Consider the following 25,492-nt stretch of genomic DNA (forward strand, 5'->3'; position numbering starts at 1 on the left):
TATGAGAAGGAGGAAATGTATGATTGAAAGAATTCTGAAAACAGTATGGCTGGCGTGTATGTTGCTCTTCGTTGGCTGTCTCGGCGTGGAGAAAAAGGAATATACGATCAAACTAAAGGACGGCCAATCCGGTACGGCCACGGTCAAATACATAAATATTTTCTCTAATGATGACGATGAAAAGGACGTGTCGTTTAAAGATTTCGGAGAATTAGTCAGCGATTACCTTCAGGGCGATAAGATTGAAAAAGATTACCCTGGAATTCGTGACGTAAAAAAACGGCTCTTTATTGAAAATAATGCTGTATGCGGTGAAATCACGTTTACATTTGACAGCCTAAGCCAAATAAGAATATTCCGATATGACGATGGACCTTTCATGTTCTACGTAAATTCCGGCTCCAGCCCGTCTGAAAAATTTGATTCATCTAACGGCATATTTGGAGGCGACATTATGCCTGTTATCTTTTGGAATAAGAGTATGAAAGAATTACTATTTAAGACACGGGTAACAGAAGATACCGGCGGCAAACGAAACCTAGCCAACTGGTACAAAATGTGGCAAAGCAACCAAGACGCAACCAAGTAAAGGCACTTTTGAGCGGTTTCTTTACTTGACTTTAGAACAAAAAAATACTACAATATTATCACTCTAAGTTCTTGTAATGCGTTGTTGTACCAAGACTTAACCGCCTAATTATAATGAACATCTTAGTTAAGTCTGATCAGCTAAGGACAATGATAAGCACGATCGTGTTCTTTGTCACAATAGCGTTTACAAGTGGCCGACCAATCGATGCGCAGACTGTGAGTGAATTGATTGCGCAAGGAGATGCACTCCATAATCAATTTGATACATACGGTGCGTTTAAAGCGTATAAGGCTGCTTCAATTCTCGACAGCACAAATTTTGATGTGTTATGGAAAATGGCCGGCGAACTTATTGACATGGGAAATGAATTACCGAAAAGCAATGATCAGGCGGCTAAATATCGTGAAGCTGAAGTCATATCGCGCAAAGCCATTTATCTCAATCCCAACCATACCAAAGGACACGTCATGCTGGCTCTGGCTCTTGAGAAGACGGCTTTAGGTTATACAGGTACGGATCGGGTCAAAACTCTGAATCAATCGCGCATAGCTGCTGAAAAGGCAATTGAGATCAATGCGGAAGAAGATTTAGCTCTTTCACTTTTAGGGCGCTGGAATAGGGAAATGACAAATACCGCATGGATAACCAGAACTTTTTCAAAACTCTTTGTTGTGAGCACGCCTCCTGCAACTTATGAAAAGGCGGCCGACCAATTCGCCAAAGCCATCGCTATCAATCATAACTGCATATCTCACTATTTGGAATTAGGCAAAACGTTGGTTCTATTAGAGAAATGGACAGAAGCCGACGAGGCCTTTCAGAAAGTTATGGATTTACAGGTTACGCAGAAAAGCGATAGTAAATGGCAACGTGTGGCTAAACATTATTTGCAGTTGCTTCAGCAAGGAAATCATTCGGAACTAGTTGATTCAATCGAAGAATAATTTTTTAATCAGATCGAACATTTAGCATAGGAGGTTAACATGACCATCCGGGTTACCAATGCAGAAAACGGAATAGTTGAAGATTTCAAATCGAACAATTTGGATTTCATTCGGCGGAGTTATACAGAATTTGATGCAGTTGAGACGATGAGCGAGGAGGACTATAAAAAACTATCATTGTTAATCGTAAAAAAACGTTATACGGATACACGGTTTGATAATCTCGAGTGGACTATCGAAACGTTACCGGACTAGACCATGTTGAAAGTTGGACAAAAAGCACCGGACTTCAAGTTATCGGATACGAACGGCAACGTGATAGTACTTTCAAGTTTCATAGGCAGAAAAGTTGTGTTGTTCTTTTATCCTAAAGACGACACGCCGGGCTGCACTAAAGAGGCCTGTAGTTTTAACGCCGGAATTAAGAAATTTGAAAAGCAAAAAATTGCCGTATTCGGTATCAGCCCCGACGATATGAAATCTCACCGGAAATTTACTGAAAAATTTAATTTATCATTCCCCCTTTTATCCGATATCGGTCATAAAGTCGCTGAAAAATACGGCGCATGGGGAAAGAAGAAACTATACGGGCGGGAATACGAAGGCGTGATCCGATCAACATTCCTCATAGATGAAAAAGGAAATGTTGAATACATTTTTGATAAAGTTAAGGTTGACATACACGCTGATGAAGTTCTGGAAGCTATGAAATGGTAAATTCTAACTAGTCGTCTGATGCAAAAAAAAACCGTGTTATTAATTCTCTTCTTCGTCTTGTCCCTTCAGCCTCTGTATTCCCAGAATCCTCAATGGGAAAAACATACGTTCGAAAACTATGAATTTGAATTTAAGACGCCGTCTAACTGGAATGTGACCATCAATGACCGTGCCTCACAAATTTATGTCGAATGTTACAGCCCGGATAACCAAATTTACTTTTTCATAACCTCTGCCGAGAATGAGAAAAAATCTTCCCCCGACATCGTCTTATCGTATCTTAAAGTAACCTATGAAAACTGTGAGTTCATTCGTGAAGAAACAAAAAAAATCAACAATGTGGATTTTGTATTCAGTTCCGGAATCAACCGTATGTCTGAAATTCAGACCTATATTAAACTGGGCGTCGGAAAACACAAAGACCGCATTTATATGATTGACAGCGGCTATAGTGAAGTCAACAGTGAAGACGCCGATGACCTTCTGAATGACATTATTAACAGCGTCAAAGCGATCCACTAATCCCCTCTTCCCATATCTCCTGGACATCAAAAATAATTTAAATAAAAAAATCTCCGTTTTTGGCGGAGACTTTTTATTTATCTAATCTACAACATTAATCGTATTCCTGCGTGAGCGATTGCAGTTTTGCGAGCAAGATATTTTGCAGTTGCGGGTCGTTCAGCGCTATTGAAAAGGACGGGTCTATTCTCTGGATGATATTAATACATGCCGAAAAATTTAGAGTATGATAATAACTAAACCCTTCATGTAATAACAAATCATGGTAGGTGATCGTAGGATCATATGGGAAAACGAAGAAGCTATATCCCCCGGCATTTCGAAAAACATATTCGGCGCGGTCTATGCACAAAACATGTTGCCCTTGAAGCCACGCCAGGATAGACCATCCAGCAAACCCTTCCAGTAAGGAATCCCCGGATGCCAACCCAAAATACGTGTCTGATTCCGGCAGTGAATCCATCTTCATGGCCGTCCAGCCAAGCCCAACGTAGGCGCCGGACCCTTCGCTGCCCACAAGCGAACTGAATTCCGCATGCGCGCCCGGATAATCACCGGCTCCAAACTTGCTCCAGGCTGCATCCAGCGGATTCGGATCGTCACAGCTCATCGCGATCAGTGATAAACCTAGTAAATATCTTATTGCTCTCTTCATGACTGCACCTTGTTTTATTTATTGACCGTTGTTCAAAATTTATAATTTCTTACTTGATAAGCAGCATCTTCTTCGACTGCACGCCCTTCAGTGTCTCCAGACGGTAGATATAAAGCCCGCTGGATACCTGCTGACCCATATCGTTCTTGCCGTTCCAAATCGCAGTATGGAATCCTGCTTCACGTGATTCGTTGATCAATTCTCTTACCTTTTGTCCGAGCACATTGTAGATCACGAGCTTAATCTTACCTTCATCCGGCAAGCCAAATTTGATAGTGGTGCTTGGGTTAAACGGATTCGGATAATTCTGAACAAGCTCGATTCGCGTCGGCAATTCAACATGTTCCGGATTATAGAACATGGCCAGCGTGCCTGATTTACCAATCTTGGCGGTAACCGTTTCCCGATTGCCTTCGCCGCCCTCATATATCCATTGTCCGTTATCTTCCCTGTAAATTCCAATCTTGTTCTCGGAATAGTCCGGATACCGCTGTGACAAGGCATCTATCATGCTTTGATCATACTTCAATGTCACGGTCAATGATTTCTTAATCTCAACGGTGCTCAAAATCTTCACGGATTCACCTATTTGAATCCATGCCGATACCGCTTCCGTTAACAATTCTTTCGGAAGAAGATTCTGACTCGATATCACTTTAGCTAGTGATGCCGACATCTGTTTCTCGCCGCTTACACGCGTGACGAGAATATATCCGGGACGATCCACACTCTCTTTTGCGCCACTCAAGGTAACGTAACCGTCTACCGATTTCAACGCAATCGCCGTCTTCGCGCTAACTGTCGTGATGTTGTAAACCTGAATTGATGTCGTGCTGTTGCCCACCGTATCCACGCCGGTGATCGACATCGTTAATTCACCGCTAACGGATAATTTATACGGAACCGAATAGAGCAGGCCGGAAAGATTTGCAACCGTAAGCGTATCATTAGCTACGACGGCGTTCGATGCATCACGCAGAATAAAAATACCCGTGAGCAAATTGAGCGCCTCATCACTGTGAACATACACTTCGATATAATTCTGCAATATGGTACTTGCAAGAACGCCTACGAATAATCCAGGGTTCACAGCATCTACATTGAACGATAACGCATTGGTCACCGTAATTCCGCCTTGATTGTCATTAGCGCTCACGCGCCAGTAATATGTACCCAAGCTATCAAGCGGCGAACTCAATGTAAACGCAGTATCAGCAATGTTCGAGAACTGAACCATGCTGCTGAAATTGCTTGTTTTACTGATCTGTAAAGTGTATCGCAGTGTATCGCCGTCTGCATCTCCACGTCCTTCCCACGTGAAAGTTGGCGTCCTGGTACTCACCACTACATTATTTGCCGGCTGTTTACCCGCAAAAGCTATCGGGGCTGAATTCAGAACTCCAAAACCGGACAAATCGATGATGTAGTTTGAGACCACAGAATTGTTGCCAACATACACCGTATCTAATATCGTTCCTCCGCCGGACGGTGTAAATCTAGCAGTCACAACGAGCGTATCGCTGGCATTCAATATCGCCGGCAATAGAACAGAATAGGTCAAAGCATAACGTCCGCTCGTTCCAATCGCAAGACTGCTAATGATTACCTGACCTGCCACCGGATATAATTTGATGTTCGTCTGTGCGTTGCTGCCCACCTTAATATTGCCGAAATTGTACGCCGCAACATTTGACGATAAACCACCGGATTGTCCCGTTCCGTCAAACCCAAGGCTTAATGAACTTACCTGTGAATTATTGCCGATCCTCAACGTATCACGTATAATTCCGGTCACACTGGGTCTGAACTTTACTAATGCAACCAGCGTATCACCGGTAGCCAATGTATCCGGCAGGCTTCCAGCACTCGTCGTAAACTGGATACCGTTGTCCAGCGAAAGATTATTAACAATAACCCTGCCTGTCGCTGCGTAAATCTTTATAGACTGTTGTGAACTATCGGTAACGAGAACATTCCCAAAATTATAGCCTAACGGACTTGCCGCTATAGTTCCAGCCGTTCCAGTCCCCGTCACATTGATCTTAACGGGATTCAGCAGTGAGTTATTCGTTATTATAAGTCTATCACTCAGCGGACCAAACGTAGAAGGCTTGAATTTAACATCCACAAACAAAGTATCCACGCCGGCTACCAGCGTCACAGGAATACCCGATGTAGAAACGACCGTGAAGTCCCCTCCTGTTTCCATCGAACCGGCGTTAACAATGATATTCGCTCCTGTTGCATAGACTTTTAATGTCTGTAGCGCACTATCACCAACCAGCACATTTCCGAAATTAGCGCTTGTCGGTACTACCACCAAGGTTCCTGAATTTCCCACGCCGTTTAACCTCACATTAAACACGCTTTGCGATGAATTATTAAATACCCTAATGGTGTCGCTGGTAGTGGCGAACGTGAGCGGCTTGTATTGAACGCCCATGAATAACGTATCACCGGGAAATACCGTGTCCGGAAGTGAATTTGCCGTCGTGAACTTGAACTCAGTTCCAAAATCGAACTTCAAGCTGTCTACAATAACAGCGCCTGAATTAGTATAAAGTTTCAACACGCGCTGCGCACTGTCGCCTATAGTAACCAACCCAAAGTTCGCAGAAAGCGGCGCGAGAATACCGGTCGATCCGGTACCGCTAAGCGAGATCAATAAAGGATTATTAACGGAAATATTAATGATCTGCGCCGTGTCAACTATCGCCGCAAATGTTTTCGGCTTAAACCGGATCGTGGCTAAGAGTGTATCGCCGATGTTCAATGTTACAGGCAGCGACTGGTTTGGAATTATTACAAAATGAACGCCTGACGTTAGCGTGGCATTGGTAACATCGATGCCGTTGGAGGAACCGTATATTTTCACCGATTGTTGTGCACTGTCGCCGATCTGAACCGATCCAAACGTCAATGAATTTGCGGAAACAAACAAACTACCCAAAGAACCTGTACCGCTGACGGCTAACTTGAATGGAGATACTCCGGAATTATTTAGAATCCGAATGGTATCGTTCTTCAACCCAACAGTTAACGGCTTGAACTTAAGATTAACAATCAGTGTATCTCCGCTAAACAATGTCGACGGGCCGGCCGTGGATACAATTGAGAACTGAGTTCCGGCAAACAGACTCGTTCCCGTTAAAGCAACAGCGCCGCCAACCGAGTATACCTTGAATGTGCTCTGTAGGCTATCCCCAGCTTGCAGATTTCCAAAATTGAATGATGACGGCGAAGCGGCAAGTGTTCCGGAAATTCCATTTCCATCAAGCGCAACCTTGAATACCGGCACGCCAGAGTTATTGATCACAGATAATGTATCCGTGAGCGCTCCAAATGCTGTTGGTGCAAACTGAACGTTTATTGAGAGTGTGTCACCCATAAACAATGTATCCGGCAATGTCAGAGCATTTGTGATCGTGAAGTTTGTGCCTGCTAAGATACTTGCAGCACTTACCCTTACTGCTCCGCCGTTAGAGAATACTTTGATCGTCTGCGTCGCATTGTTCCCTACCGCAACATTGCCGTAATTAGCCGGATTGAAGTTAGAGGCAATTGAACCACTGACGCCCGTGCCATTGAGCGCAACCTTGAATGCCGGTACGCCGGAGTTGTTATTCACAACTAATGTATCCGTCAAGCTGCTAAATGCCCTAGGCGTGAACTGCACGTCTACAGCCAATGTATCGCCGTAATTTAAGGTTACCGGTAATACGACCTGAGGTACAGCTGTGAAGTTGGCTCCGAAATCCAACGATGTACTATTGACCGTCACCGAACCTGCAGTTGCAAAGACTTTGACAGTCTGCGTGACGCTGTCCCCGACTGCTACATTTCCATTATTAACTGCAGGCGTGAGGGTGGCCAGGGTCGCAGGCAAGTAAGTAATGATCAACTGCGGCCGTCGAGCATTGTCCGGAGCCCCTTCCCTGGAGTAATAATTATTGTAGTAAGCGCCTGCGCCGTTGTTGACGTTGAAAGAAATCTTTCCGTCCGCCTGGCGCTGATTTCTGACCGAATCTCTCAATACATTCGATGTGGCCGAGAAAGTATAGTCATAAGTACCCGCCATCCACGCAAACCACGAGGCCGCCGGAGGATTGGTCACCGCGGGACGCGTATTCCATGTAATCGTCGCCTCGTTCCAACTATCGTCACTCACGAAATGCAGGTAATCGTTAGGGTCGTAATTGTATGCAAACCCATCCGAGTTAGCGATCTGGAATGTCGCTTGTGTCACATCTGCATCCGCAGGAATTAAAGAAAGATCAAACCGCAAGTAACCATGGGACTCATTGTTCTGGTAATTCGTATTGGATCCAAAAACATAAATCCTCGGATCCGAACCGTAATTGGTCGTCGGGTTCACCGCGCTGACACGCGCATCCGCCTCGGGATAGATCACGATGGTCACGGGCGTCACCGGTTTGACCAAACTGCTTCCTTCTAAACTGACGATTAGCGGGCTGACAGTTGAGTTATTCACAAAGATCGCCGCATCGGCTAACGAAGAAGCTACGACAAGCGGCTTGAATTGGATCGTGAAATTAAGTGTGTCGCCTGTAAACAATGTATCGGGTAACACCGCCGCAGATGATACAGTGAAATGAGTTCCTACCAACAGGTTGAGATTATTGACAACGACAATTCCGTTTGCGGCAAAAAGCTTGATATCCTGCGAAACGCTGTCACCCACAACCACTTCTCCGAAATTCACAGTGGGATTAAGAGTAGCCAGAGTGCCCGCATTACCGTTCCCGTCCAGCGTGATCTTGAGCGGATTGATTGATGAATTGTTGCTTAACCTGACCGTATCCGAAAGAATGCCGAATGCAGTTGGTTTGAATTTAATGTCAAATACTAGTGTATCGCCGTCAAATAAAGTATCCGGCAACAACGGCGCATTCTCAAGAATAAAATCAGAACCGGAGTCCAAGGTGGAAGAATTTACTGCAACAGCGCCGCCGGTCGAATATACCTTAAAGGTCTGCGAAAGGCTGTCTGAAACCAGTACATTTCCGAAATTGAATGATGCCGGTGATACGGCCAGGACCCCGGTTATGCCGGAACCATTTAGCGCAACTTTGAATACCGGCACTCCGCTGTTATTGGTTACCGATAGCGTATCAGTTAGTACTCCAAATGCTGTTGGTGCAAACTGAATGTCAACGGCCAATGTGTCGCCTGCGAACAGCGTGTCAGGGAAGGTCAGAGCGTTGGTGATAGTGAAGTCAGTGCCTGCTAAGATAGATGCAGCACTTACGCTCACTGCACCGCCGTTTGAGTAAATCTTGATAGTCTGTGTCGTATTATTTCCGACAGTAACATTTCCGTAATTAGCCGGATTGACGTCCGATGCGATAGTTCCAGAAACGCCGTTGCCGTCTAATGCAATCTTGAATACAGGTACACCTGAATTATTAGTTATCGATAGAGTATCGGTGAGTGCACCAAATGCCGTAGGCGTAAATTGCACATCAACAAATAAGGTATCACCTACGAACAATGTATCCGGGAATGTCAGAGCGTTAATGATAGTGAAGTTCGTTCCCGACAAGATATTTGCAGAGCTCACTTCAACTGCGCCGCCGTTTGAGAATACTTTGATTGTCTGTGTTGTGTTTGAACCGACAGCAACATTACCGTAGTTCTCGGGATTATTAAGTGCAGCAATTATTCCTGATGTTCCCGTTCCGTCCAATGCGATGACGAACGGATTAACGGATGTGTTGTTTGTCAAACGTAGGGTATCGGTTAACACGCTAAATGCAGTCGGTGTGAATCTTACGTCAACCAATACGGTATCACCGGCTAACAAGGTGTCGGGAAGTGTTAACGGAGTTGCTAGCGTGAAGTCGGTACCAAAATCAAAACTCGATCCTGTGATCTCCGCCCATCCTCCATTGACGAATACTTTTGTCTGTATCACGGCGTTATTTCCGAGCGAAACGTTTCCGAAGTTGATTGCAGGAATTGACGCGGAAAGAGTTCCGACTGGGAACGAACCTGCAACCTGATTTGAATACTGACCTATCTGATAACTGCTGTCGACGCCTGAAATACGGTAGTAGTAGGTATAGCCAATCAGTGCAGTCAAATCTGTAAACATGCTATCCGGTTTTGTCACTCGTCCGATGGAATCGGATGGCGAAGGAGTGAAACCACTTGTAACACTTCTGTAGACAATGTAGTGACTCAAATCGGATTCTTGATTTCCGTTCCATGACACACCGATTGAATCTGGAACAAAGGGAATTACCGATAGTCCCTGCGGAGCAAGCGGCGAAAGTGCGCCGGAATTCGAAACGAACTGCGTACTACCTGCCACCGTTCCATTGTATGCGTTAGCGGTGCCATCAAACGCTGTCAATGTGCCTGTCGGCTCATCCAGATGATAGAGTGCCTCGAGGCCGGTCTCGTCACCTTTCCATGGCCTGCTGAGCCCTTGAAGAACTTGAACCGGTGACAAGGCAAAATTCCAGATGCCTAATTCATCAATTTCCGCATCTGCATTTCCCCATCCGTTATTGTATACGCCTATCGCCGCGTTCACACCTGACGCAGTTCTGGAATACGCACCATTCGCTTGTTCAATGCCGTTAATATAGATGCGTGCAACAGAACCATCCAGAGTTGCTGTGATATACGTCCATTCCCCCGCTCGAACTTGATTCGGCGGAGTACTAATACCGCCATTAGGTACGCCCCATTCAATATAGGCCGTTCCATCTCCGAGAATTCCTAAAGCCCATCCATCCTCATTCGTACCCGCACTTCCGCGATTCGCCCAAATCGCCTGCTGTTGCATGGTGATCGGTTTGACCCAGGCGCTGATGGACATGGTCAAATTTTCAAACGTGCTTGGCAGCCCTACATAGTCGTAATTAATTGAAACTGCATTCCCCGCCTCGACCACCGGCACCGCCGCGTCTTCATTGGAGAATCCGCTTTCTTGTCCTATTGAGTTTACGGCGGCAACGCGGAAATAGTAGATCTGTCCGTTAGTCAAACCTGTAATCGTTTTTGACGTATCAGAAGCTCCGCCGATTGTGCTGTCTTGCAGTGTAGTGGGTAACGTTGTTATATCATAATAGATCCGATATTTTGTGGTCAGCCCATCAGTGTTGGCGTTCCACTTAAGTTCTACCTGTCCGTTACGCGCGATCACATAGAGGCCGTTTGGCGCGGAAGGAGCAAAACTTGGAATAAATGGCGCGGAGAAATTGGATGTATTGCCAAGACTGTCCTGCATCGCCGTTAAAGCCATGCCGGCGAACAACGGAACTTTTTTCAACCACAATCCGGCGCCATTTGCATAGGTAGTATCAAGAAATATCTGTCCGTCATTCGAACTATCCGCGAAGATCTGCACCAGTGCATTCGGAGCTGCATTTCCCAACACCGTAGAATCGGGCAGAACGAGCGTGATTCGCGGCGGCTGCACGCCTAATTGCGCCAAAGCGTTTATGCTGATGTCACCAAAGTTGTGGTGAATCTTGTTTCCATAAAATGTGATACTGTCGGTCGGAGCATCCTGAATTATAAGAGGACTGCTGAGCAAGTATGCAATGGTATTTCCGACGAGACTATCCCTGCGCGAAGATCCTGTAATATAGAACCCGCTTGAAGTTCCGGCGATAGGAACGCCGGCCGCCGTAACACCCATGAAATTTCCAGCAACCAGATTATCCGTTGAATTACCTAACGCAACCGTATAACCGATTCCGCCGCCGAGTACATTTCCCTGGCCGGGTTGATAACCGCCAATTCGATTGAATGGCCCGGACACATTGACACCGACAATGCTGTAACCGACGCCTGTTGTACCTGCAGAATCCGTTCCGAAAACATTACCGATGACGGTATTTGAATCCGCAAGGAATTGGATATCCACTCCCCAGTTGTCATTGCCGGAAATAAAATTACGTCCGTTTAACGTACCGTTACCAATCGTATTTCCGCTGGCATCATCAATTTCGATTCCGTTGGTACCGTTACCAAGGTCGGCTTGCCCGTCCGCCGAGAGGCCGACATAATTTCCGAGAACCGATATATTTCTTGCACCGTTTTCAATTCGCAATCCTGACGTAGTGTTTCCTGAAATCACGTTTCTATCGGCAAATGTCGTTCCGCCGATGAGCGATCCGAATGCAACATTGGTGAGTGTTATACCTGCAAGGTTAGGCAGAGCGACATTTCCTGTCGAGTCGGTTCCGATGAAATTACCGGTGACAACGTGATTGTCCGTACCGGCTATATAGACTCCCGCGTTATCATTTCCGGAGATAACGTTATTGATAATTTTAGTATTGGATCCGTACAGATACGCGCCAAAAGCGACGTTTCCAAGATCTGCGGTACCGGTAGCGTCCGTTCCGATAAAATTTCCGTTAACTACATCGGGCCCAAATAGGTACAAACCGTGTGCGCTGTTTGCCGAAATGATGTTTCTGCCTGCAGGTGTTCCGTCGCCGATGAAATTCGGCCCGGTCGTTGACTGCGTTGCAATGCCGATCGCATTTCCTAAAGATACGGTACCTGTTATATCCGTTCCGATCTTGTTTGCCAAAACATAATTTGAATCGGCGCCGTTGTTCTGAATATTGATGGCAAAATTGGTATTGCCTGAGATCACATTTCCAGCACCCGGTAAACCGATCTGGTTGTACTTCGATAGTGAATCAACGATAATTCCGTAATCGTTTGGAATAGCGGCCGTTGCACTGACATCCGTTCCGATGCCGTTATTGAAAATCGTATTGTAACTGCTCTCTACAATTTGAATACCGGCTACGCTGTGTCCGGAAATGAGGTTCTGGCTGATCGTAATCCCGCCGTACGCCTGGATGCCTATACCGAGTCCTTGTGGAACTCCGTAAGCCGCGCCTCCGCCTGCATCCGTACCGATAATATTATTACTTAAGAACCACAAGATCCCGGGCGCGATGCCGGCCAACGTATTGCCTGCGATGTGGCTATTGATGATCGTATCTCGAACTGCATCGCCTTGAATACCGATCACCGTGAATTCCAGAGCGTCCACATTATCCAGCTTGCTGTTATTTCCGCCGGCGCCGGCATTATCCAGGAATATACCGCGCTGAGCCATACCGCGGCCGAACATGTTGAAATTTCGTAATTGACTGAACGGCGCTCTCAAGCTGAACATCGCAAACCCAGTATAGCCGGAAACTGCGCTCACCGTCACATTGGAAGCTTGCCCGTCAATATCAAGCGTGTCGGTAATGTTTGGCATCGGCCTGGTTACAAATATCGTGTCATTCACAGGCAAACTAAATGTAATAAGGTTTCTTCCGACCATAGCGTTTGCACGTCCAATAGCGTACCGCAAAGTGCCGGCTGAACTGTCATCCAGCGTACTGGTTACAACGAACGGATCTGCCGGAATCGCGGCGAACGGCGCAGAGAATCCAGATGTGCTCCGAGCGCTGTCTTGTAATGCCGTCAAATTTAATCCCGGAAGCAACGTCACTTTACGAGCCCAATTACCTGAGCCGTTCGCGTACGTGGAATCAAGAAAGTATTGACCTTCATCCGTCGAATCTGCGTAAATTTGCACCAGCGCAAAAGCCGCGGCGGTTCCGTGAACAGTAGAATCCGGATCAATCGTTGTAATGGAGGGAGAAATTACTCCGCCTTGAGCCCCGCCAGTGAAAATGATCCCGGCACCGAGATTATTATGAATACTGTTTTTTAATATTGTATTTGAGTCCGAGTTTGCGCCGTCAATTGAAATACCGGCCGCATTATTCGCAATAGTATTGAATCCCAAAGTATCCATAGATTCATCAGAGACCAGAACGATTCCTGTTCCGCCATTGCCCAGAGCTAAGCCACCTTGGCCAATGCCTATGAAGTTCCCGATTACAACGTTATTGCTACCCGCCGTCAATCGAACACCTCCAACCAAGTTACCCGAAATAATATTTTTCTGTGTTCCGCTGATCGTATCTCCAATGATATTGCGATGACCATTAAGGATATCAATGCCGTAAACCGGGTTCGAAACGGCTACCGTCCCGGTGGAATCCGTTCCTATAAAGTTACCCAACACTATATTGGAATCGCCGTTTTGAATGAACACGGCAAACAATGCGTTTCCGGAAATCACATTTCTGCCCAGGAAACTTCCGTCACCAATTTGATTATATTTTCCGTACACCTGAATGCCCGCTGAACTATTGGCGAGTGCGGCGATACCGGTCACATCAACGCCTATAAAATTTCCTTTGATCGTGTTTCCGAACCCTCCGACCTGCATACCGTAATTGTTACCCGAGATGAGATTACGTCCGCCAACGGAGCTGTTGCCGATCACATTGCCGTCAGAAGTTGCAACGATGTTTATACCAACCGTTCCGTTAGGAATCGCGGTAGTTCCTGTAGCGTCCGTACCCACAAAATTTCCCAGAACCACGTTACTATCTGCACCCTGGAAATACAAACCATTTTGAGTATTTCCCGAAAGAATATTCCGGCCGCCCGTCGTGCCGTCACCTATCTGATTATACATAGCAAATACGCCGATACCGCTTGCGTTAGGCAAGGCCAGCAATCCGGTCACATCCGTACCGAGATAGTTACCAAGCACGTGATTATTTGTTCCGCCTATTTCGATTCCCTCATCACCGTTACCGGAAATAATGTTACGTCCTCCGATCGTGCCATTACCGATCCAATTACCTGAAGGTCCGGTAACAAGCGCAACGCCCTCTGCCGTATTTGGAATAGCGGTTGTACCGTTAATATCTGTACCAATATAGTTTCCTAAAATTCGATTATTCTGAGAACCCGGTCCGGCAATTAGAATTCCGCGTAAATTACCTGAAATAATATTTCTGCCGTTTTGCTGACCGTTACCGATGTAATTCGCGCTCGGACCATAATCGATGATAATTCCTGCCGCCGGATTACCTATCGCGGTTGTTCCTGCAGAATCCACACCGATATGATTTCCGATAACAAAGTTGCTATCGGAATTATTTTGAAATACAATTCCATATTGCGCATTGCCGGAAATCACGTTTCGTCCTGAGTTTAACGTGTCGCCGATCGTATTGTATTTGGCGCCGCTGGCGATCTGTATACCGTAGTAATTGGCAACGCCGGCAGCCGTTCCGTTTAAATTCGTCCCGAACGTATTTCCGCGTGCCGTACTATAGCGAGAACCGTTCATAAAAAGTCCTGCACCGCTATTGAAGTTCTGGAAATTGAGATATTGAACCGTGTTGTTTTTACCGTTGATCTCAATGCCCCAATTGGCAACGTCACCGGTTTGAGAAATGGTCACGCTGGGCATTTGATCGCCGTTGATATCTCCGTCAACAACGGTAGAATCTGATATGATTCCGACCTGGGCCGTCGTCAGCAGGATCGTTTGGCCCAAAAGTGCCGGTGAAAACCGAACCGTATCAGGGCCGGGATGGGTATTGGCATAATTGATAACATCACGCAATGATCCAGCGCCGGCATCGTTTGTATTGGTAACCAAAAGCGAATCGACATAGACCGCCGAAATTGGCAATGAGAACATTGATGTATTTCCGGCGCTGTCCTGAAGCGCTGTTAAATTCACACCTGCAAATAAAGGTACTTTCTTAGACCAGTTACCTGATCCATTCGCTCGCGTTGTATCGAGATAAAATTCTCCCTGGTTTGTTGTGTCCGCATAGATATGCACCAACGCATTCGGCGAAGATGTGCCTTGAACCGTTGAGTCAGATAATATCCCCGTGATCTTCGGGTTACCTACAAAACCCTGCGCGGTCGCAACCAGATTGATGCCGCCGTTGGTGTTTTTGAAAATGGAGTTTTGAAATACAATATTACTGTCGGCTTTCGGACCGTTACCTTCGATCTCAACTGCCCAAGTACTGTAGGCAACCATATTGGATGTAACGGAATTATCGGATGCATTACCGGAATTGGCATAGATACGAACGCCAAGTACCGAATTCCCCAATGGCGTCGTGCCGTTCTGCGCAGTACCGATCTTATTAAAACTGATTTTATTTTCGCGTGCATCTCCTGAGCTGGCCATTATCCAAACGCCCCACGATGAATTTGCTGAGATAACATTTCCGGCATTTAGAGCGCCAATGGTATTCCGATTGGAATTTTGAATTAAAATACCCTGATAGTTGGCGACACCCAGATTACCGCTGACATCCGTTCCGATATAATTACCAACGACCACGTTCGAGTCAGCACCCGGACCGATGGTAACGCCGGTGTTATTGCCTGATAGGATATTCCTGCCCGTGGCCGTCCCGCTGCCAACTTGATTGCGAACGGCTCCTCCATTGATCAGAATACCGCTATTCGTATTACCCAGAGGAGTCACGCCGTCAATCGCAAGACCAACCAGATTATTCATAATGATATTGTCACTAGAACCGCCGGTCAGAATAATTCCATCAAAACTGCTTCCTGAAATGATATTGGATGCACCTGCTAAAGAGTCGCCGATAGTATTAAGATAGGCGCCGGCTTGAAGATGAATACCATTATTATTAGTTGTGCCGGTAGTATCATTACCGGAAAGATTCGTACCGATATAGTTGCCGATAAAACGGCTATGATGCGTCGTCACGCCCGAAGCCGCAATTGCAATGTTGAAATTCTGGAAATTGAGATGTTTGATAATATTGTGGGCGGAAGCAACAACCACTGCCGAAAACATTCTATCGCCTCTTAACGTGATGCTCGGCGCATTATCCGCATTGATATCTCCGTCAATCATAAGCGAGTCTCCAGAGATGACCAAAGAAGAGAATAGATTGATTGTTTGCCCGATCAACGTGTTGTCAAAGCGTACCGTATCCGGACCGGCGTGTGAATTTGAATAAGTGATTGCGTCGCGTAACGAACCGGGGCCTGCATCATTGGTATTCGTTACCAAAAGAGGATCTGGAGCAACTGCTGCCAGAGGCGCGGAAAATTGCGAAGTATTTCCAGCGCTATCCTGAAGTGCGGTCAAATTCATACCCGGGAGTAACATTACTTTCTTCGACCAATTTCCAAGGCCATCGGCTATCGTAGTGTCCAGAAATACCTGACCTTCGTCTGACGAATCAGCATAGATATGCACGAGAGCGCTGGGCGCAGCTTTACCTTGCACCGTCGAATCAGGCAAAATGCCGGTAATAACGGGAGCCAGAATGTCTTCCTGTGACCCATTGAAGTAAGAAATTCCGAAATTCACATTGGAGTAAATAGAATTACCAAATAAAATATTCTTTTTAAGATTAGCATCTCCGTCGAACTGCACGCCGTCATCATTATTAAAAGCGATGACATTATACATAAATGTATCCAACTGCACTTCCGAAAAGGAAGGATCAAAATTGTAACCGTAGACGCCCACCGTGGAGTTACCGAGAGGCGATGCCCCGTCGGCCTGCGTTCCTATATAGTTACCGATAATCTTGTTCTTATTTGAAGATACGTATTGCGTATTGGTTGTAAGTCCAATGCCGGCATTGTCGTTTCCGGAAATGACGTTTCTCCCCAAAAGTGAATTTTCTCCGATCGTATTCACATTGGAGTTTTCAATCAAGATACCAAAACCGCCATTCCCAACATCGGAAGTTCCGCTGCTGTCCGTTCCGATATAATTTCCGAAAATCAAATTGCTATCCGAGCCGGAGAACAGTATTCCAAAGTTTGTATTTCCTGAAAAAATGTTGCGTTCTCCAAGCTGATTCCCGCCAATCTGATTATAGCGGCTTTCGAACAAATTGATACCCAAGTTGTTCGCAAGGCTTGCGTCGCCATCCGCATTGATTCCAACCAAGTTACTTGTAATTTGATTATTGTTGGATTGATACAGATAAATTCCTTCATTCGAATTACCAGAAAAAATATTACCGAACCCTGGCGTACCGATCTGATTAAAATGACTTGTCTCGATCCGAATACCCGCAGCATTGGGAATCGCCGCAAGGCCGGAGACGTCGGTTCCAATAAAATTATTGATCACGACCGTCGAGTCCGACAAATAGAGGTTAACGCCGTTCCCGCTAATACCGGAAATCATTTGTGGTTGACCCGAAGCGCCAATTTGATTTCCGATTGATCCGGAAATCATTACGCCATTGTCCATGCTGCCGCCCAAGGTCGCTGCACCGGTCGAGTCTGTTCCAATGTAATTTCCTGCAACCGTGTTGTAGTTTGAACCGTTAGTAATAACTATTTCATTCGACGCATCGCCGCCTGATCCGTTCTGGCCCAAAACATTTCTTCCGCCGGCAGTTCCATCACCGATGAGGTTATTGAATGAGCCGTTGTCTAGCAGAATTCCAGCGCCGCCGCCGCCGCCGGACAGATTAGGCAGCGGTACTATTCCGGTGATGTCCGTACCAATGAAGTTGCCAAGTACGGAATTGCCGTGTGAATTGTCGATCATGATCGCGGCGCCGCTTAATATGAAGGCAGAGTTGTCCGCCAGAATGTTTCTGCCCGCCGGTGTACCGTCACCGATCATATTTCCAAAGGCGTTGAGAATATGAATACCATAACCCTGATTGCCCATGGCCACGGTGCCGGTAGAATCGGTTCCGATCAGATTTCTTACCACCATATTGCTATCGGATTCGATCAGGATACCATGATTGGTATTAGCGGAAATCACGTTGTAAACTTGCGCGTTCGCATCGCCGATCTTGTTATATTTGGCGCCAAAGCGAACAATGACTCCCTCGGCCCCATTTCCACTGCCCGTAACGCCATCCTCGGTTCCGATAAAATTACCGGCAACGATATTTGAATCCGAACCAACATGTTCGATTATAATACCCGGGGATGCGTTATACGTATTATTGAAAATGAAATTTCTTCCCGATACCGTGCCGTCACCGATTCGATTGCCTCGGCCGCCATTCAGAATATGAATACCTACTTCATTGTCATCGACGTAACATCCCGTGATGATATTATAATTACCGCCGTCGATGTCAATGCCGCTGGCATTATTGAAAAAATTCGAAATTCGTAAATTTCGGATTTCATTATAGGAAGATAAAATATTTATTCCTTTGTCCGCAGTCGGGTCAAGGCCATACAACTGAACATCCGCGGTATTATTGCCATCCACATCGCCATTGATCACCGTATAATCATCGGTGATGTCCGGCAAATTACTATTCAAGTTGATCGTCTGACCGAGAAGGGATATGTCAAAATAAATCGAATCGGGACCGGCATTGAGATTGGCCAGATCGATGGCCTCTCGCAATGATCCGGGACCGGCGTCATTCGTATTATTAACAATCATAAGTGAGGGTCCGGGCATCGCGCCGGAAGGTACAAAATTGGAACTAAAAATAGGATAAGCGTCTTCGCCTTTTGGACTGGCGTCGTAGATTGTTGAAGTTCCGAACGGCTCGTCAAAATGCCACAAGGCTGCCATGCCCGCTTCATCTCCGCGCAGCGGAGCGCCCAGTGCACTTTGGATTTCCGCTTGAGTACGCGCTACATTCCAGATTCGAATTTCGTCCAACTGCCCGCCAAATGGCTCCGAACCGTTGTCGGCCCCGATATACGTTGAGCCCGTGGGAATATTAGGACTAGAAGTATTATTGGTCAATGCAAATATTTGCCCGTTCACATAAAGACTCCAGATACCGGCATCACGCACCAAGGCAACATGGGTCCAAATATTAACCGGCATAAAAGCCGACGACTGCATCGCTACCACGTGGTCGACAGTTCCACCAATCGTGTATCCATTTTGCCAATCTATAAAAAGTCCGTAGCCATTGGTGAATGTGTTTCCGTTATACAAAAACAATTCGTCGGTCCCGTCCTGAACACCGTCCCACTTCACCCATGCTTCCAGCGTAACATTATCTGTCACCGTGGAGGCGATATTGGAGTAGGCGTAATCGCTTAACCCGTCGAATATCATGGCATTTCCCGCCCTCACGACAGGAACGGCAACGTCTTCATTGGAATAACCGCTTTCACCTGCGGGATTAACAGCCGTGACGCGAAAATAATATAACGTTCCATTCGATAGTCCTATGATCACAAATGTCGTGTCATTTGATCCGCCGGTTGTATTTCCTACAAAGGTTGTCGGATTAGAAAAATTATCGCTGTAAACATTATACGCCGTGATGCTTGGATCCTTCAGATCACGCCACTTGAGTTCTACCTGCCCGTTTTGCGCGACCGCGTAAAGCCCCGTCGGAGCAGCCGGCGGCGCTTCATTCAGCACAATCGAAACATCATTAGAAGTATTATTCGCCGTTGCGATATCCATGTCCCCGTCCCCATCAAAGTCCGCTGCAAAAACGGATGTCGCATCTGTCCCGACCGCGATATCGGTGGTTCCGGAAAAATTACCTGCACCGTCATTTAATCGTATCGAAACATTGATTGAATTGGTGTTCGCTGCCGCGATATCCATATCCCCGTCGCCGTCAAAATCGGCTGCAAAAACGGATTGTGGACTCGTCCCCACTAGGACATTGGTGCTTCCGGAAAAATTACCCGAGCCGTCATTTAGACGTATTGAAACGGAATTTGAACCCTGATTAGTCGCGGCGATATCAGCATAACCGTCTCCGTTAAAATCTGTCGCATATACAGAATTAGGATTTGTCTGAACTGCGACATTGGTAGTTCCTGAGAAATTTCCATTGCCGTCATTCAGGCGTATTGAAACGTTAGCTGACCCATAGTTCGCCGTCGCGATATCCATATCCCCGTCACCGTCAAAATCCGATGCGTAGATGGATAAAGGATTTACTCCAACTGGAACTGAGGTACTTCCGGAAAAATTTCCAAAGCCGTCATTCAACCGTATTGAAACATCATTTGAACCCTGATTTGCCGACGCGACATCCATATCCCCGTCACCGTCAAAATCCGCTGCATATACTGAATACGGAAACGTCCCAGCCGCAACATTTGTGGTTCCGGAAAAGTTGCCTGCGCCGTCATTTAATCGTATCGAAATGACGTCAAGACCAAAATTTGCTACTGCGATATCCATATCACCGTCACCGTCAAAATCGGTTGCAACGACTGAAAAAGCGTTTCCCCCAACTGCGACCGTACCGCCTGCGGAAAAACCGCCTGCGCCATTATTCAGAAGAATCGAAACATCGTTTGAAGAAATATTCGCTATGGCGATATCCATATCCCCGTCACCGTCAAAATCTGCTGCATAAACTGATTGTGGAGCGGTCCCGGCCGCAAAGGTAGTCGGCGCCAGCGGAAATGATGCAGTCGCAATATCAGATGCAACTGTGAATAGCGTAATATATGTTTTCAGTGTATCCGTGTCCGTTGCTCTGATCCCTTTGGTCAGGATGACCGAAACCACCTCACCGGGTTTGAAATCAACATCCGGATTGATCGTCACTACCAAGGCGCTGGGTGTGTATGTAGCAGAGTGAAGCCCGCTCTGAGAACCGTATACTTTTATGTTTGAGGCCGTCAGGGTTGCAACATTGACGACTTGTGAAAAAGTTACGGTAATATCACTGTTTGAACTGATATTTCGTGCGTTCTGTCCGGGCGCCGTGGACGCTACGGTGAAATAGGGATTGTTGACGCCAAGGTCGCCCTGCGACGTCATGAGCTGAGCATAGATATCCCAATTCCCGCTCCTCTGATCTGACCAAATAACAATCGCGTTGCCGGAACCATCGTACACCATCGTATGCCAGAATTGAAAACCGTTTGCGGAACAAACAACATTACCGTTTGGCGACCACAGAATATTACCGGAACCATCTATGCGTTGCGCGAAAATATCTGCGCTCGGGCCCGGAGTAGCGTACCAGGAAACAAAGATCCCGCCTGCACCATCGGAAGTGATGATGGCTTCATCAGGAGAACCGTTCGTACTGGCGGCGACGCCGTTGGCCGTCCACAGGGCGACACCGGAAGAATTAAGTCTTTGTGTATAGATCCCCGCGCCGGCGCTTCGGGTATCATACCATCCGATAAATACTCCGCCCGAACCGTCCGCGACAAGGCTTGGAATCTGTTGAAATCCGTCTGCAACGGCAACGGCAACGCCGTTCACACCCCATTGCAAAGAGCCCGCGTTGCTGATACGCTGGGCAAACAAATCAAAATCTCCGTTGCGCAAATCCCGCCATGCAATAAAGGCTCCACCTGATCCGTCGGAAGTAATTGAAGGGTAGTCTTGAAAGCTTGCGAAGGTACTGACAGCTTCACCGTCGACCGTCCATTGCGTAATGCCTGCACTGCTGATTCTTTGCGCATAAATCCGATTGTCCGTACCATTTCGAAAATCATGCCATGTGATAATTGCACCGCCGCTACCATCATCGGTTATACCTCCAATGGTTTGATTATCCGGCGCAACGCAAATAGAAACACCGTCGGCCGTCCATTGAACAACGCCGCTCGCGTTGACTTTCTGAGTGTAAATATCTGTGGCTCCGCCCCTTGCGTCGTTCCATGCGATGATTGCGCCGCCTGAACCGTCTACGGCGATTCGTGCATCCGTCTGGTTACCGCTCGCACCGGTTATCTGCACGCCGTTGGCCGTCCAAAGTGCGGCGCCGCCGGCGTTGATCCGTTGCGCATATATGTCGTAGTTAGCACCGCCATTCCGGTTATCCGTCCACGTAATGATAGCGCCTCCGCTGTTGTCGCTCACGATCTTAGGACTAGACTGGCCATTAGCCGCGTTACTAATAACCACACCGTCAAGCGTCCAAAGAGGCGCGCCGGCTCCATCTAACCGCTGCGCGTAGACGTCGGGGTTGGGTCCGCTGCGGTAATCTTCCCATACAATGAAAACCCCGCCGCTGCCGTCCGGAATACTCTGAGGATACCTTTGATCGCCAGACGTCGTAGATACCGGATTATTTACTCCCGGATTCGTTGACCACTGCGCCGAAAGGCTTCCCACTGAGACAATCCCCATGACCGCTGCGGACATGGTTATGCGGATAAATACGCGGGCAAGCTTCATCCTTGAAGTGGGGATCGGTCGGGAAGGAATCAATATGTTAAAAATTGTAATAAACATCTGGAAGAATCGTGACAATCCGTTCATGGATAACTCCGCTGGTAAGGTGATAATGTGGTCTATAAAATTTTAAGAAATCTAGTATTCAGGAATGATGTTCAAGTAATTTTTCAATCGCCTAGGTGTATAGTGAGTCACACCGAAAACGGCTTAAGACCGGTTTGCAAGACCGATCTTTGAAATAATGATATTGAAAATAAGGGGAATTTTACATCGCAAAGTAATTAAAACGTTACGCGTTGTCAACCCATATTATTCTGTCAAACATTGGCGTTGTTACGAAATTCACATATAATGCGCGTTTGCAGACAGTGCATGTCAAAATGAAATTGATAAAAAGTTTGTACAATAAATTTGAAATTTTCGTTTTGACTATCTGATTTCACCTGATTATGTTTACTTCATCATGAAAAAAATAAAAAAACAACCGCCCATACTTCTTCTTCCAGCTGAACCGAATGAAAATACCGGATTATATTTACGGGCCGCTATGATGTTGGCGTTTCTTACCAGTTTCGCCATGTATGTGATGACTTTAGCCCCCACGGTAACTTTCGAGGATAGCGGTGAACTCACGGCCGCGGCCTACCTGCTGGGTGTGCCGCATGAACCGGGCTATCCGCTTTTCACGATGCTTGGCCATCTTTTTACCTATTTGCCGTTCGGTAATATCGCATATCGTGTCAATCTTATGTCGGCTTTCTTTTCGGCGTTGGGCGCTGCGTTCATCACCTGGTCAACAATTCTGTTAATTGAAAATACATTTAATGAAAAAACCAGAAACAACAAAACCTCTTCGCCGGTACCGTATTATTTTGTTTCATTAAAATATGCGTGTGCACTCTCCGCCGGTCTGTTTGCGGCAACATCCTACGAAAACTGGGAGCAATCAATCATCACCGAAGTGTATGGGCTTAATACTTTTTTTGTATCGGTCGCGTTGACCATGACGTTGTTGTGGGGCCGGCAGTCGGAATCGGGGAAACGGATCAAAAACTTTTACGTTATTTGTTTTGTGATCGGTTTGGCTTTAACCAATCACCCGACCTTTGTCTTGATCATCCCGATTCTGTTCATTTACGTTCTAATTTCCGATAGAAAATTTATTTTAAATGTTACTAGGCTGATTAGGGGCGCCGGATGCCTGCTAGCCGGGCTTCTTCCGTATGCTTACTTACCGATTGCTTCCGCTCGTGACCCGCAAATGGATTGGGGCAACCCGGAAACACTTACCAATTTTTTCCGCGTTATTATGCGGCATCAGTATCAACTTGGCGACACCCAGACTTTGAAGAAATTTTTATCGCAACTATCCGCCTACGGTAATATGATAATTGAACAATGGTGGCCTGCAATTCTTTTTCTGGCTGTGATTGCAATGTGGGCGCTCTTCAAAAATAATAGAAATTATTTCTATCTGGCGCTCACTTTCCTGATTTTTACTGGACCGCTTACAACTTTCCTGACCAATTTTGACGTAATAACAGCAAACCCGGTGATTAACGCAGAAAACAAAGCGCTGGTTTCTGTCTTTTATATTCCGTCATATCTTATGATAGCTATCTTGCTTGCCCTTGGCGTGTATTATCTCTCATATATTTTTTTACTGCACAGTAAATTTGTCGTTACCGTCGTTCCGGCCATTCTTTTACTGCCGCTGGTGTTTGCGTTTTCAAATTACAAAAAAGTCGACATGAGCCAATACGTATTTACTGAAGACTATGTTGACAACCTTTTTACCGTTGTACCGGACAATGCGGTGGTTTTTGTAAACTGGGATCCGTTTATTTTTCCATTTAATTATTATCAATACGTTGAAGGTAAGCGAACCGATGTCACGGTGGTTGACCAGGAGTTGCTGCGCAGAAGCTGGTATATTCATAGTTTACAAATTCATCATGCACAATTCATGTCGCGCTCGGAAAAGGAGGTCGGAGAATTTCTTGAAGCGGTCAAACCATTTGAGAACAAGGACAAATTTGACGGCAATTTTATTCAAGCCAAATATATCGCGATGATTAATGCTCTTATTGATAAATCTTATGCCAACGGTAACCACGTTTTTCTGACTTACGATCCGCCTGCGGGAGTCGCGGAAAAGTACTTTAAAGAATCTGTAATCGCAGCGGTAAAACTTAGAAAAGAAATGAATACCTTAACGCCAATTCATGTTGATTCACTGCGGTTCAGGCATTTTTTCGAGGAGGCTGTTCCCTTGGACCGAATGGCGAAATTTTTTAAGACATACTACGGACGATTATTTTTTGCAAGAGGGTTTGTCGCGGAAAAGCTGAAACAGACGGATGAGGCGGCTCGTTTGTATGAAAAATCAGCTCAATTTCTTAATGATAATCCCGGTTATCTTGCGCCGGTTAACGAGGCTCGCCAACGGCTTTCGAAAGAACAGCCGATACAATAATTTGCACAACGCAAAACAAGAACGTCCCGTAAATAAGCTGTGGGCTTACTCACGGGACGCCTGATAACTTCAAGGACGTTTCGTAATTCGAAAAAACGTCCGCCGGTGGCTTCTCTTTAACTGCCGGTACCGCTCAAGAGATTCAGCTTGTTGATCAGTATCTGCGCAATTGCCGGATCGTTCACATTCGCAGTAAATGCGTTGTCTATCTGCTGTATGGATGTTATGCAATTCGCATACTGTAGCAGATGATACTCATCATACGCCTTAGCTAGCAGCACGGTGTTCTTCGTTATAGTTACATCATGCGTAAAAATGTAATTCGGAGCCTTGCGAAGAACATAATTCGCCGCCATCAGACTCGTGTCATGATTCGCCTGCTGCCATGCTACGATCGCAAGTCCTGCCGCCGCATCCGTCAGTGTATCGCTTCCTCCCACCGCCGCCAATGCAAAATATATCTGAGACTTCGGCAGTGAATCCATCTTCAGCGTCGTCCACCCCAGGCCGTTCAGCCCTTCCACTCCCCCTGCCTCTGTGAACTTCTCATGTGCGGTGGCATATAATCCATTCTCCCACGCCGTCCACCCTTCATCCA

8 protein-coding genes are annotated in these 25,492 nt (G+C 46.4%); 6 read left to right on the plus strand and 2 right to left on the minus strand.

The annotated features are described in order from the left end of the window. Positions 1 to 19 precede the first annotated feature (19 nt). The 5 genes from F9K33_12360 to F9K33_12380 all read left to right on the plus strand — a co-directional run bounded on the left by F9K33_12360 (position 20) and on the right by F9K33_12380 (position 2,775). The gene (locus F9K33_12360) at positions 20 to 589 is read left to right on the plus strand and encodes a hypothetical protein (protein ID KAB2878672.1); all 570 of its coding nucleotides are present in this window, start codon (positions 20 to 22) and stop codon (positions 587 to 589) included. Positions 590 to 738: 149 nt separating this feature from the next. Next, complete coding sequence (locus F9K33_12365; protein ID KAB2878673.1) at positions 739 to 1,536, plus strand: hypothetical protein; 798 nt, start codon at positions 739 to 741, stop codon at positions 1,534 to 1,536. A gap of 39 nt (positions 1,537 to 1,575) precedes the next feature. Continuing rightward, positions 1,576 to 1,791, plus strand: coding sequence for a hypothetical protein (locus F9K33_12370; protein KAB2878674.1), 216 nt, complete (start codon positions 1,576 to 1,578; stop codon positions 1,789 to 1,791). A 3-nt stretch (positions 1,792 to 1,794) separates the two neighbouring features. Next, entirely contained in the window at positions 1,795 to 2,253 is a 459-nt protein-coding gene (locus F9K33_12375; protein KAB2878675.1) for a thioredoxin-dependent thiol peroxidase, read from the plus strand. 18 nt (positions 2,254 to 2,271) lie between these two features. Beyond that, a complete protein-coding gene (locus F9K33_12380; GenBank protein KAB2878676.1) occupies positions 2,272 to 2,775 on the plus strand; it encodes a hypothetical protein in 504 nt (167 codons plus the stop codon). A 94-nt stretch (positions 2,776 to 2,869) separates the two neighbouring features. Here the strand turns inward: F9K33_12380 and F9K33_12385 are convergent, their stop codons facing one another. Both F9K33_12385 and F9K33_12390 read right to left on the minus strand, forming a co-directional pair. After that, on the minus strand, positions 2,870 to 3,430 hold the full coding sequence (locus F9K33_12385) for a hypothetical protein (GenBank protein ID KAB2878677.1): 561 nt from the start codon (positions 3,428 to 3,430) through the stop codon (positions 2,870 to 2,872). 49 nt (positions 3,431 to 3,479) lie between these two features. Continuing rightward, a complete protein-coding gene (locus F9K33_12390; protein ID KAB2878678.1) occupies positions 3,480 to 22,502 on the minus strand; it encodes a choice-of-anchor D domain-containing protein in 19,023 nt (6,340 codons plus the stop codon). 379 nt (positions 22,503 to 22,881) lie between these two features. Here F9K33_12390 and F9K33_12395 point away from each other — a divergent pair, with 379 nt between their 5' ends. Then, positions 22,882 to 24,894, plus strand: coding sequence for a DUF2723 domain-containing protein (locus F9K33_12395; GenBank protein KAB2878679.1), 2,013 nt, complete (start codon positions 22,882 to 22,884; stop codon positions 24,892 to 24,894). Positions 24,895 to 25,492: the final 598 nt, after the last annotated feature.

The organism is bacterium, from assembly GCA_008933615.1.
Taxonomy (GTDB): domain Bacteria; phylum CLD3; class CLD3; order SB21; family SB21; genus SB21.

Excerpts from the sequence above, each read along its gene's own strand:
- F9K33_12395 (KAB2878679.1), top strand. The coding sequence starts at position 22,882 with ATGAAAAAAATAAAAAAACAACCGCCCATACTTCTTCTTCCAGCTGAA.
- F9K33_12365 (KAB2878673.1), top strand. The coding sequence starts at position 739 with ATGATAAGCACGATCGTGTTCTTTGTCACAATAGCGTTTACAAGTGGC.
- F9K33_12360 (KAB2878672.1), top strand. The coding sequence starts at position 20 with ATGATTGAAAGAATTCTGAAAACAGTATGGCTGGCGTGTATGTTGCTC.
- F9K33_12375 (KAB2878675.1), top strand. The coding sequence starts at position 1,795 with ATGTTGAAAGTTGGACAAAAAGCACCGGACTTCAAGTTATCGGATACG.
- F9K33_12390 (KAB2878678.1), bottom strand. The coding sequence starts at position 22,502 with ATGAACGGATTGTCACGATTCTTCCAGATGTTTATTACAATTTTTAAC.
- F9K33_12385 (KAB2878677.1), bottom strand. The coding sequence starts at position 3,430 with ATGAAGAGAGCAATAAGATATTTACTAGGTTTATCACTGATCGCGATG.
- F9K33_12370 (KAB2878674.1), top strand. The coding sequence starts at position 1,576 with ATGACCATCCGGGTTACCAATGCAGAAAACGGAATAGTTGAAGATTTC.
- F9K33_12380 (KAB2878676.1), top strand. The coding sequence starts at position 2,272 with ATGCAAAAAAAAACCGTGTTATTAATTCTCTTCTTCGTCTTGTCCCTT.